This is a genomic window from Maribacter sp. UH1 (assembly GCF_056839145.1).
In genome coordinates, this window is sequence record NZ_CM166387.1 from 1,897,328 (window position 1) to 1,910,368 (window position 13,041).

Sequence of the window (13,041 nt, forward strand, 5' to 3'; positions counted from 1 at the left end):
TACAACAACCAAACAAATCTCTAAATCAAATTACGCTTCTGTGCCTTTTTAGAAAGGTAAATGAGGTTTTTCACATCCATCTTACGCATTAAATCAAAGCCTATTATTTAGTTTATTGCGTTACGAGGATGGTATAAATTCCATTTTCATCACTCAATTCAAATTCAGCGTTTTCAATTCTTATTTCATTATATTTTGTAAACGTGCAGCAATCTTCAGTAGTTCTTTCTGCGTCAACGATTACATTGAAAATATCAATACCTGACACGGTAATCAATGCATCTACTGTTTCAGATTCCCAACCAATAGCATTTATTTGAATTAGATTAACATCATCTTCATCTATAAAATTAAATTCTAAATTCGAATTATCAACAAGGTTAGTTACACTAATTTCATTGGAACTAAAGGTCTCGTTTGTAAAAAGATTTTCCCTCGTTGTTTTATCTACCAATTCAAAGGTGAATCCATTTGGTGGTGTAAAGCAAGCTTTATCATCACAATTATCGCAAGAATTAAAAATAAATACGAAAGCTACAAGGGCTATGAGGATATTATTTTTCATTTAGAATTTTTCTTACAATATGGTAAGTTTTTACTAAATCAAATTGTGTTTCTGTGATTTTTTAGAAAGATCAATAAGGTTTTTTACATCCATCTTACGCATTAAATTAAAACGGTGCGTTTCTATAGTACGTTTGCTGTTTTGAAGTTTCTCTGATATTTGTTGATTGGTTAATCCTGACAACACCAATTCCAATACCTTCAATTCTTTATTGGTCAAATCAAAGACATTATCACCTGTTTTGCGCGGCGCTTCTTCTTTAACTTCTTCCTTTTTGGCTCCCAATAAGTTATTTACCAAAACATTACTTATATCTCCACTAAAGTATTTACCGCCTTCCCTTACGGTATGGATTGCCTTTATAAACTCTGATTTATCAGTGTCTTTCAACAAATACCCATTGGCACCAGAACTGATGGATTTTAAGATATATTCCTCAGAATCATGCATAGAGAGTATAATGGTCTTTACCTCTGATTTACTTTTGGTCAATTCTGCAACGGCATCTATCCCATTCATTACGGGCATTCTAATATCTATGATTAAAATATCTGGAGATACTTTGCCTACCAGCTCAATAGCTTCTTTTCCGTTGGCTGCCTCTCCGATTACTTCTAAATCAGATTCCGATTCCAATAAAGAACGAATTCCGTCCCTAACCAAAGCGTGATCATCTGCCAATACTATCCTCGTTGTTTCACTCAAAATATAGGTAATTATACGTAACATGCTAAATTACGTAATATTTTAAAAATAAAAATGCGGTCTGTACAACACTAGCTGTATAGACCGCATAACTAACTACTTACTTTTATAAAACTACTCTTTCTTTGTGTTCAAAAACTGAGGTTTGATCGTTAATTGAACCCAAGCCCAATTTTGACTGCTTGCCGCTAAGTCATCTGTAATTCCCTTAAGCTCATACATACCATCTGCAGCGAACATTTGAGAATACCCAATTGCCAGACCGTAACCTTTAAATTTCTTTGCAAATACCAAATCTATTTCCGTACCCAATGATTTTTCACCACTTGCTAATTCTTGTTCTCCACTAAAGTTCAATACTTTAACCAGTAAGCTTGACTGCTTGCCTAAATCGAATTTCGCACTTGCATGAATATCAAAAAGACCTACTGAATTAGCATGGTTACCTACGTAGAAATAATCCATGAATCCGTTAAACTTATGGTTGGTTCCGTATAAAGGAAAAAATGCTTCTGTTTTATCTGTAGTATCAGCCTTGTTACCACTGATTACTTCCGTACCTACACCCAACATCACTTTGTCACTTGCTTTATAACCCAATTCCAAACCTAATAAATACGCACTGGATTTCACTTCGTTTTGTCTTTCTCCTGTTTGTAAAAACAAGTTAGCGTTCGCATTGAATTTCCCTTGTTTAAAATTTAAGTGCGTACCAATTGTCTGTAGATTGCTTACACCGTCTGCAGCATCGGTATCATCGAAATTTTGAAAGCCATTATTCAATGCCAACAAACTTGCAGAAAAACCATCCCATTGTTGTTTTGCATATAAGTACTGCATTGTTTTATACGTAAAGAACCCAGATGTATTATAGGCTGTACCTACAGATTGAAAACCTGTTGGGTTGTCAAAATCTTGACTGAAAGCCAAACCTATATCCATGATAAACTTATCTTTTTTATACTTTAAAAGCCCCGCATCATGGTTTCTACCTTGTTGCGCCCAGTCTAAGCCACCAAAAATTCTTTGATCGTCATAAGATATTACTTGCCGCCCTAATTTTGTAGACCAGCCTTTGCCTAAATTTATATTTGCCCATGCTTCAAAAACGGCAAAAGAATCATTCTGATCATCTGGTAAAATTTGTCTGTTTTCTCCCCAAACCATTACATCTTGTAAGCTTAGGTAAAATTGATACGCCTCAGATTCATACTTTGCATTTAATCGAGCTCGTGTAGAAATGGCGAAACCAGCATCTGCGGCATCTGGTATTAAATTACCAAAACCATGTCTGTATTCTGTTCTTGGTCTAAACTGCCCGTCTAACGTAAATTGTGCATAAATGCCATTTGCGGTTAGAAACAATAGTGTAATGATTAGATATTGCTTTTTCATAATCGTAATTTTTAATGTTTGATTGAGTTATTTGTTAGTGTTCTAAGAAGTCTATTAAATGTTTTCTGTAGGTGTAATAATCATCGTTTTCCAAAACGGATTTTCTAGTCCTTGGTCTTTCAAAATCTATGGAAAGAATATCCCCTATTTTAGCTTTAGGTCCACTGGTCATCATTACCACACGATCTGCTAAAAAGATAGCCTCATCTACATCATGCGTAATCATGACCGCGGTAATTTTTTCTTTGTTCCAGATTTCTATTAAAATATCTTGCAGTTCTCCACGGGTCAAAGAATCTAGCATCCCAAACGGCTCGTCTAACAACAATACTTTTGGCTTAATGGCAAAAGCACGTGCTATACCCACACGTTGTTGCATACCTTGCGAAAGTTCAGATGCTTTTTTATAAAATGCGTCTTCCAAGCCTACTTTGTGCAAGTAATATTTTGCAACATCTTGACGCTGTGTTTTAGTTGCACTTGGAAAAACTTGATTTACACCTAGCAATACATTATCCAAAGCGGTCATCCAAGGCATTAGACTTGGAGATTGAAAAATGACACCCCTATCTGGACCGGGACCTTTTACCGGGTTGCCCAAAACCGATATATTACCTCCAGAGATTTCATTAAGACCTGCAATCATAGAAAGCATGGTTGTTTTTCCACAACCTGAATGCCCGATAATGGTTACAAACTCTTCTTTTAAGATTTTCAGGTTCAAATCTTCAAGTACCACATAATCGCCCTTTGGGGTAGGATAAACCTTTTTCAAATTTGCGAGATCCAGCATTACATTATCAGGGTAGACAATACCATTCTCTGAATACACTTCGTTAGATTGTTGTGTCATGTTCATATTCTTTTTCTTTAGGCTACAAAGCTTTTAGGAGTAAGCTCCGGTAATTTATATTCTACCTCTGATACTGTTTTTCTATCATCGCCAATATCCATTAGATATTCTATGATGGCATTTCTGGTTTTCTTGTATACAGGATTATCGTTCATTGCCGTTTTATCCCGTGGTCTTTCAATGTCGATTTTAAACTCTGGTCCCAACGTTGCATTTGGTCCTGGCTTTAGAGGAATAATCCGATCTGCCATATAAATACCTTCATCGACATCATTGGTGATCAATAAAGCAGTACGTTTATCTTGGCTCCAGATATTTAAAATTTCATCTTGTAAATTTCCACGGGTCAAAGCATCTAAAGCACCCAAAGGTTCATCCATTATGATCATTTCAGGATTCATGGCCAACGCGCGGGCTACCGCAACTCTTTGACGCATACCACCAGATAACTCTTTAGGTCTTTTGTTGATTGCAGGACTTAAACTTACCATAGCCACATACTCTTTTACCCTTTCCATCAACACTTTTTTACTCTCTTTTGGAAAAGCCCCTTTTACGGCCATGTAAATATTTTGCCCAACGGTAAGCCAAGGTAAAAGCGAATAGTTTTGAAAAATTACACCACGCTCATGACTGGTATCAGTAACTGGAACTCCTTTAAAAAGAACCTCACCGCTTGTGGGTTGTAGCAGACCATTTATAAGATTTACCAAAGTGGTTTTTCCACTTCCGGTAAAGCCGACAATAGCTACAAACTCTCCTTCATCCATAGAAAGGTTTATGTTAGAAAGTACCTCTGTACTGTTCTCACCCTCACCATAGGTTTTGTATATATTATTTAGTTCTAAGTATGCCATGTTCTATCTTTTAAAAGCGTTATGCCATTTCGTTTTTATTGAAGGAAACCATATTCTGTACGGCAAGCATTAGTCTATCTAACAAGAAACCAATGATACCGATGACAAACATTGCCACAATAATTTTTGCGTTTGAATCATTGGCTCCGTTTTGAAATTCTTCCCACACGAAAAGACCTAAACCTTGACTTTGTGCTAAAAGCTCAATAGCAATTAATACCATCCACGCCACAGAAAGTGTAATACGTAGTCCTGTAAAAATCAATGGTAATGAAGAAGGTAAAATCACCTTGAACACTTTTTGAAAAGTGCCCAACTTTAAAACCTTGGCAACATTGATATAATCTTTATCTACCGATGCCACGCCCATTGCCGTATTAACCAATGTTGCCCACATGGCACAAAAACCAACACTTATAAAGGAGATAACAAAAGCATTATCAGAACTGTCACCTATATACAAGGTTTTTACAATCATGAAAACCAACAAATACCATACTACAGGAGATACCGGTTTAAAAATTTGAATGAACCAATTGAAGGCACTACGTAATGACGGACTTAACCCTATAACTATACCAATAGGCACTGCTATCAATAATGCTAATAGGAAACCGGCAAATACTGTTTTTATACTAGTAAGAACGATATCTATAAATGATGCCCTACCCGTATAAACAATGGGGTCTTTACCCGCCGCGATCATCTTTTCATTGGTAGCAGCCATTTTCTCTGCAAAAGCAGCTTTGTCAGCGCTAATTACATGATGATCCGCTACTAAAGATTTTAAAGAAGCCCATACTTGAGTGGGAGAAGGCAAAGTATTTGGTTGGCAACTGCTATCACCAGATTCAATACATGCACGTTCTGCCGCAGCCGCTTCTTCTCCTCTTTCCGTTAAGGCTTTTTCAATTTTATAGTCCGCTTCTTTATTGTATAAGGCTTTAGAACCCATGTGCCATAACCCTAAAAACAATAATATGGATAGTAGTGTTATACCAGTATTTTTTAAGGAATTCATAATACCATCCTTTTTTATGCTTGGTGTAAGTTTTGCAAGTATCTGCTTGAAATTTGTAGACATACTCTTTTCCTTTTTTAAGACCATTTCCTGTTCCATAATATCTAGTTTAGGGTCAATGAATTGCTTTAATTATTTCTTGTCTTTGTTACCTATTGAGAAGCTATTGATATACCCAATTGGGTCTTTGGCATCATAACTAGTTCCATCTATAAAATCTGAAGTGGCAGCTTTGTAACCATCCGTATCAGGAACGTCTGCCGCAGGAATCTGTCCTTCAGCTACTAATAAATCGGCCGCTTTTTTCCAGATATCAGGACGGTAAATATCTTTAATTGTTGATGCATACCAATCTGAAGATTTAGCCTCAGGAATCTGTCCCCATCTACGCATTTGAGTTAAGAACCAAATACCGTCAGAATAGAATGGATATGTTGCGTTGTACTTATAGAATACATTGAAATCTGGCATTTCTCGCTTGTCTCCTTTTTCAAATTCAAATGTTCCTGTCATAGAATTAGCCAATACTTCTTTTGGCGCACCTACGTATTGAGACATAGATAATATTTCTACCGCTTCGTCTCTGTTTGTTGGTTCATCTAACCACTTACCAGCTCTGATCAATGCTTTGGTAACCGCAATTGCCGTATTAGGGTTTTGCTCTACAAATTGCTTTGTCATTACAAATACTTTTTCAGGATTATTTTTCCAGATATCATAGTTTGTAGTAACCGGTACACCAATACCTTTAAATACCGCTTGTTGGTTCCAAGGTTCACCTACACAGTATCCGTAAATAGTACCAGACTCTAATGTAGCTGGCATTTGTGGCGGTGGCGTTACAGAAAGTAAAACCTCGGCATCTATCTGCCCTTGTACATTATCAGCTGTATACATACCTGGGTGAATACCTGCTGCAGCTAACCAATAACGCAATTCGTAATTATGGGTAGATACCGGGAAAACCATTCCCATTTTAAAAGGTTTCCCTTCATTTTTATAAGATGTAATTACCGGTTTTAAAGCATCTGCCTTAATTGGGTGAATTGGCTTACCATCTGAATCTGCAGGTACATTTGGTTTCATTTTTGACCAAACATCATTAGATACGGTAATTCCGTTACCATTTAAATCCATTGAAAACGGAGTAACCAATTCCGCTTGTCTACCAAATCCTGCTCCTGCAGCAATTGGCTGACCTGCCAACATATGTGATCCGTCTAATTGACCGTCAATTACACGGTCTAAAACATTTTTCCAGTTAGATTGTGCTTCTACAGAAACAAAAAGTCCTTCTTCTTCAAAAAATCCTTTTTCTTTAGCAATCGCTAAAGGAGCCATATCCGTTAGTTTGATAAAGCCAAATGTTAACTGTGGCTTTTCAATATCTAGCATTTTAGTTTTTGAAGCTATCGCTTCTTCAGAAACCGCTTCGGTTTTCTTAGTTTTTGTATCTCCACACGCCGTAAATACCAAGGCGAGGGAAAGGGTTAAAATAGATGAAGTAAAAATGTTTTTCATAATCTTATCATTTAGTGTTCTACGTATTAATACTTATTTCTACAAATATATACGTAACAGCATTTCTCGTTAATGATATAAACGATGTTTAAACCTCTTTTTATAACACATTAAAACATATCAATCAACCATATTAAAAACTGCTAAAAGACAGTTTATTACAAATAATAAACTGTAAAGCAATGACTTATAATGAATAAAAGGCGTGGTGTTAACTACGTAAACAGAAGTGTGAAATAAGTACGTACTACTAGCTGTCTAGATAGAAATTATGCTCTGATATTTCTTTTTTAAGCAATTCAATATTAGAAATACCAACTCTTTTGCCTTTGGTAAGTAATAACCCTTCTTTTTTAAGGATAGAGAACATTCTAATGACTTGTTCTTCTGTAGTGCCGGCATAGTCTGCGTACTCTCGTCTGCTTAATAATAGGGAAGAAAATCCGTTGGTTTGCCCAAACTTACGATTGATGTATAATAAGGTATCTATGACACGTTCCCTTACTGTCATTTGAGATAAAGATTTTACTCGGATTTCACTGCGATTAAGCTCATTCGCATAAAACAGCATAAAATCATAGGTTAGACTAGGCGTCTCCCTTAATGTTTCTTGTAGTAATTCTTTTGAGAAATAACATAGTGTACAATCTACTAATGCAATGGCACTTATGGGGTAGGTCTCTTCTGTACCAAAACCTCTATGTCCAATAATTTCACCTGGTACTGCAAAACGTACAATCTGTTCTTTACCGTGAAGTCCGGTTCTTAATACTTTTACTTTGCCGCTCAATAAAAAAAACAGCCCGGTAACGGAAGCACCTTCCATGATAAACTGTTGCCCCTTTTTACATTTAATTTCTTTTCTTGCTTGAACTAATTTTTCAATATTAGAAGAATGAATATTCTTTTGAATCAGGCATTTTTTATTGGTACAAATACCACAGGCACTATCAAGTAGTTCTGAATTTTCAGAAGAAAACTTTGATATGTTTGTTGTGCCTGTGCGCATAGATATATTTATTTATATAGTACTTGTAGATAATTTAACTACTGGAGTATCAGATTTTTTCAATTCTTCCTTTACCTGTTTTTCATCTTCTGCAGAGAATTTAATAGCCAATGTGGTCAATGCGGTAACAATTACGAATCCGCCAATAATAAAGTAACCGCTAGAAACTGCTCCTGATGCGGCTGCGGATTGTGCCGCTTTCATAGCTTCTTCTCCTAAATTTGCATTCGCTGCCAAAGCGTTGGTTTCTGCCAATGCCGATTTAGATTTTAATAAAAGTGCCGCTAAAAAAGCACCTACATTACCGCCGGCACCAACTATACCTGATATGGAACCAATTGCTTTTTTGTTTATAAATGGCACTACTGAGAAAGTTGCCCCTTCTGCCATTTGTACCGTTAAACTAAAGGCTATCAAAAACACGATACCCATTGCAAAACTAGTAGCCATAGAAAATGTTGAAAGCATAATACCTTCAAGCGCCAAAATTACGGTCAAGAAAAGCACTCTTCCACGCAATCCTTTTAATCTACCAAAACGATCTCCAAAAAAACCACCCAAGGTTCTTGCAAAAATGTTCATGAGCGCAAATGACAGTACCAGATTACCTGCAGTGGATCTTGTTAATCCGAATGTGTTTTGCAAATAATCGTCCATTGTACCATAAACAGTAAGCTCCATTCCAAAAGATGCTGCGTACACAATGAAAAGAATCCAAACTCTATAATCCTTTAATACACTTACAAATGATTCTTCATCTTTTTTAAGCTTCGGCATTTTGCCTGCTTCTTTCAATTCTTTAAAGTTACCTTCAGGAGTATCTTGCGTAAAAAAGTAATACACAATACCCATTATCATGGCGATAACACCAGCGATAATCATGGAATATCTCCAGGCAATTTCATCGGCAACCCCAAAACTTACCACTGCAGCAGCAATTAATGGCATACCCAGACGATTGGCACCACCACCTAAATTCCCCCATCCTGCGGAAGTAGCATTGGCAGTACCCACTATATTAGGGGCGAACATAATAGAAGTATGAAACTGTGTAATTACAAACGACGCACCAATAAATCCTATAAACAATCTACATATTAAGAATTGTGTAGGTGTTTGAACAAATCCAATCAATATTACGGGTATAGCCCCTAAAATCAATAAATAGGTATAACATAATCTAGGGCCATATTTATCACAAAGCTTACCAATTAATAGTCTAGCAAAAACAGTACCTGTAACCGCCAAAATAATAGAGTTCCATTTTTGATCCGGAGTCAATCCTAAATCCTTAACCACATCTGGCATAAAAGGAACGATACCAAACCATGCAAAAAAGCATATAAAGAATGCTATTGATGTAATCCAGAAAGTACGTATGGGCATACTTTTTAAATCTGTTAACTTTAAAGTAGTCGATTTTTTGGATTGATTCTCCATGATATATTTTGTTTCGTTTATAAATCAGTACAAACCTAAACTATTTTATACGTAATTATACGTAGTTTTGAATAATTTACTAATTTACTACGTATAATTACATAAAATTTAGAATTTAAGTCTGTTCATTATTATATTATAAATTTTGGACGTGTAAAATTTAGCTATTCTTAATTTCAGATTTAAAACAAGTAGTTGATTTCTTAAAATAGCTACGTAGAAAGTAATATTTAAAGGAAGAAATTTGCTTTAAATAGCATCATGCAATATACGTTGCACTTCATCTTCAAAAAAGGATGGGTGATCCGCGACAACATCACCAATAACTATGATACCGTGCATATTGGTTTCTATAGTCGATGTATACTTATGTATAGTTTCTAAAGTAGCCACAACACATCTTTCATTTGGTGTTGTTCCATTTTGAATTACAGCAACAGGTGTCATTCTACCCCTATATTTACTGACCTCATCAATAATTTGATTTAATTTCCTTATCCCCATTAAAATCACCATAGTAGTCGTTGACTTAGCGGCATATTGTAAATCTTGAGAGAATGTACCATCTTTTTTGGTCGCGGTCATTACCCAAAAACTACTACTGACACCTCTTTTGGTCATGGGTATTCCTTGACTAGATGGTACGGCAATAGAACTTGAAATACCCGGTATAATACTTACGGGAATACCAAAGGCTTCTACATATTCTATCTCTTCGTTTGCCCTACCAAAAACAAATGGATCTCCGCCTTTTAATCTAACTACATGTCCGTATTCAAAAGCATATTTTACTATCAATTCATTGATCTCATCTTGAGTATGAGAGTGTTTTCCACATCTTTTACCCGTATATATCTTAGGAATATCAGTACGTAGTTCAGATAACAGTTCATCACTAATTAATGCGTCGTACAATATAACATCTGCCTCGTTCAAAACCCTCAAACCCCTTACTGTTATTAGGTCTTTTGCTCCTGGTCCTGCTCCAACTAAACTTACTTTTGCCGTTTTCTCTAATTCCATCTTCATAGTATTTAGCATTATTAATTATCGATTCTGCAACAAGAATACGTATTTATTTTGGTATAATCATAGAATATGTACGTATTTATACGTAATATTGCTGTGTAGCATAAATAATAAGGGTATGAAAACTATACTAGTTGTCGGTAATGGAATGGTAGGATACAAATTCTGTGAGAAATTTGTAGCTAAGGAGGAAAGCAAACAATTTAAACTTATTGTTTTTGGTGAAGAGCCAAGACCTGCGTATGACAGAGTTCACTTAAGTGAGTTTTTCGAAAACCAAGATGCTAAAGCCTTGGAAATGGCTCCGGCAGAATGGTATACAGAAAATGGTATTGATCTTATCGTAGATGAACGCGTTGCCGACATCGACAGAACGAACAAAACCATAACTACAGCCAAAGACAGAGCGTTTTCTTATGACTATCTGGTTCTAGCAACAGGATCATCTGCTTTTGTACCACCTATTAAGGGTGTTGAGAAGGAAGGTGTTTTTGTATATAGAACTATTGAAGATTTAGAAGGCATGTTGGCTTACGCAGCTAAAATAAAAGCAAAGAAACCAAATGCAAAAGCTGCTGTTTTAGGTGGCGGACTTCTGGGTCTGGAAGCTGGAAAAGCGGTTATGGACATGGGACTGGAACCTCATATTGTAGAGTTCGCACCTAAATTAATGCCAAGACAGTTAGATTCTAGAAGTAGTCAGGTATTACAATTGAAACTAGAGTCTATCGGTTTAAACATTCATTTAAGCAAAGCAACCAATCAAATTCTTGGGGATGACGGATACATTACAGGAATGGAGTTTGGAGAAGATGATGTTTTGGATGTTGACATGTTAGTGGTTTCTGCAGGAATTCGCCCAAGGGATGAACTAGGAAAAAATTCGGGATTAGAAGTTGGTGTTCGTGGTGGTATCGTTGTGGACAACAAAATGCAAACATCTGACAGTAATATATACGCCATTGGCGAAATTGCTCTTTATAATCAAATGATATATGGATTAGTAGCTCCTGGCTATGATATGGCAGGTATTGTTGTAGACCAAATTCTAGGAGAAGAAACGCTAATGCCCGCTTCAATAGACATGTCCACCAAACTAAAACTAATTGGTGTTGATGTTGCAAGTTTCGGTGAGCCTTTTATGCCAGCAGCTAAAGGACATTCTATTATTTTTGAAAACAAAACAAAACACCTTTATAAAAGAATAAATGTAAGTCTTGACGGCAAAACATTATTAGGTGGTATTCTAGTTGGTGATGCATCAGATTATAGCATGCTACACCAAATATTTTTAAATGGAATGGCTATCCCTGAGGATCCTGCACAATTAATTTTACCTGCTGGTGAAGGTGGTGGTTCTTTTGGTGATGTTATGGATTTACCAGATGAAGCACAAATATGTTCTTGTGAAAATGTTACCAAAGGACAAATTTGTGGCACAATAGAAAGTGGAGAGTCTAAAGATTTAGCTGATGTGGTTAGTTGTACTAAAGCAGGTACTGGTTGTGGTGGATGTAAGCCCATGGTTAAAGACCTTACCGAGGCTACTCTAAAATCTTTAGGTATAGAAGTTAAGGATACAGTTTGCGAACATTTTGATTTAAACAGACAAGATTTATATAAAATAATACAAGTAAAAGGATACAAAACTTTTAATGAAGTATTAGATAACCACGGAAACGGTGGTCATGGTTGCGAATTGTGTAAACCGGTTGTAGCATCATTAATGGCGAGTATAAATGCTGATACTGCAAATAAAGAATATGCTATACAAGATTCTAATGATCGATTCTTAGCAAACATTCAGCGTAATGGAACCTATTCTGTTGTTCCTCGTGTTCCTGGTGGAGAAATTACACCAGATAAGCTAATTGCTCTTGGAGAAATTGCTAAAAAATATGATTTATATACCAAAGTAACTGGTGGTGTACGTATCGATTTATTTGGTGCTACCTTAAACCAATTGCCATTAATCTGGAAAGATTTAATTGATCATGGCTTTGAAAGCGGACACGCCTACGGCAAATCTTTACGTACAGTAAAAACTTGTGTGGGTTCTACTTGGTGTCGTTACGGTATGGATGAAAGTGTAAGTTTTGGTATTGAATTGGAAAATAGATACCGAGGAATACGTGCTCCACACAAAATTAAAGGTGGTGTTTCTGGTTGTATTCGTGAATGTGCCGAAGCACGTGGAAAAGATTTTGGTTTAATTGCTGTCGAAGGTGGTTGGAACTTATATCTTGGAGGTAATGGTGGCGCTACACCAAGACATGCTGAGTTATTTGCAGAACAAATAGATAATGAAACTGTGATAAAATATATAGATCGTTACTTAATGCTATACATGCGTACTGCAAAACCTTTACAAAGAACAGCAGCATGGCAAGAGCGTTTAGAAGGTGGTCTTAATTATTTAAAAGAAGTAATTATTGAAGATAAATTAGGGATTGCAGAAGATTTAGAAAATGAAATGCAAACGCTTGTCAATAAGTTTGAGTGCGAATGGACACAAGCTATTAACGACCCAGAAATGATGAAGCGTTTTAATCACTTTGTAAACAGTGAAGAAGAAGATGACAATTTAGTTTTTGTTCCATTAAGAGAACAAAAAATGCCAGAAAAATGGGTCTAACCACGTTTTAA

The 13,041-nt window shown here is 36.1% G+C and carries 11 protein-coding genes; 1 reads left to right on the forward strand and 10 read right to left on the reverse strand.

The window, feature by feature from the left end:
- Nucleotides 1-112: 112 nt before the first annotated feature.
- From UH1x_RS08370 to cobA, 10 genes are all read right to left on the reverse strand, one after another.
- Nucleotides 113-565, reverse strand: coding sequence for a hypothetical protein (locus UH1x_RS08370; protein ID WP_482626161.1), 453 nt, complete (start codon nt 563-565; stop codon nt 113-115).
- A gap of 33 nt (nt 566-598) precedes the next feature.
- Nucleotides 599-1,294: a response regulator transcription factor gene (locus UH1x_RS08375; RefSeq protein WP_051941657.1), complete on the reverse strand. Its 696-nt coding sequence runs from the start codon at nt 1,292-1,294 to the stop codon at nt 599-601.
- Nucleotides 1,295-1,384: 90 nt separating this feature from the next.
- A complete protein-coding gene (locus UH1x_RS08380; protein ID WP_482626162.1) occupies nt 1,385-2,665 on the reverse strand; it encodes an alginate export family protein in 1,281 nt (426 codons plus the stop codon).
- Between the two features lie 34 nt (nt 2,666-2,699).
- Entirely contained in the window at nt 2,700-3,518 is an 819-nt protein-coding gene (locus UH1x_RS08385; RefSeq protein WP_157486618.1) for an ABC transporter ATP-binding protein, read from the reverse strand.
- A gap of 17 nt (nt 3,519-3,535) precedes the next feature.
- On the reverse strand, nt 3,536-4,375 hold the full coding sequence (locus UH1x_RS08390) for an ABC transporter ATP-binding protein (protein ID WP_482626163.1): 840 nt from the start codon (nt 4,373-4,375) through the stop codon (nt 3,536-3,538).
- A gap of 19 nt (nt 4,376-4,394) precedes the next feature.
- Complete coding sequence (locus UH1x_RS08395) at nt 4,395-5,495, reverse strand: ABC transporter permease (RefSeq protein WP_482626164.1); 1,101 nt, start codon at nt 5,493-5,495, stop codon at nt 4,395-4,397.
- A gap of 33 nt (nt 5,496-5,528) precedes the next feature.
- Nucleotides 5,529-6,917 carry a CmpA/NrtA family ABC transporter substrate-binding protein gene (locus UH1x_RS08400; RefSeq protein ID WP_482626165.1) on the reverse strand — a complete coding sequence of 463 codons (1,389 nt, stop codon included), beginning with the start codon at nt 6,915-6,917 and terminating at the stop codon, nt 5,529-5,531.
- A 250-nt stretch (nt 6,918-7,167) separates the two neighbouring features.
- Nucleotides 7,168-7,926 carry a Crp/Fnr family transcriptional regulator gene (locus UH1x_RS08405; RefSeq protein ID WP_051941658.1) on the reverse strand — a complete coding sequence of 253 codons (759 nt, stop codon included), beginning with the start codon at nt 7,924-7,926 and terminating at the stop codon, nt 7,168-7,170.
- 12 nt (nt 7,927-7,938) lie between these two features.
- Complete coding sequence (locus tag UH1x_RS08410) at nt 7,939-9,366, reverse strand: NarK family nitrate/nitrite MFS transporter (protein WP_482626166.1); 1,428 nt, start codon at nt 9,364-9,366, stop codon at nt 7,939-7,941.
- Between the two features lie 249 nt (nt 9,367-9,615).
- Nucleotides 9,616-10,389: a uroporphyrinogen-III C-methyltransferase gene (cobA, locus tag UH1x_RS08415; protein ID WP_482626167.1), complete on the reverse strand. Its 774-nt coding sequence runs from the start codon at nt 10,387-10,389 to the stop codon at nt 9,616-9,618.
- Between the two features lie 124 nt (nt 10,390-10,513).
- Between cobA and nirB the strand changes: the two genes are divergently transcribed.
- Nucleotides 10,514-13,030, forward strand: coding sequence for a nitrite reductase large subunit NirB (nirB, locus tag UH1x_RS08420; RefSeq protein WP_482626168.1), 2,517 nt, complete (start codon nt 10,514-10,516; stop codon nt 13,028-13,030).
- The last annotated feature ends 11 nt before the right edge of the window (nt 13,031-13,041 follow it).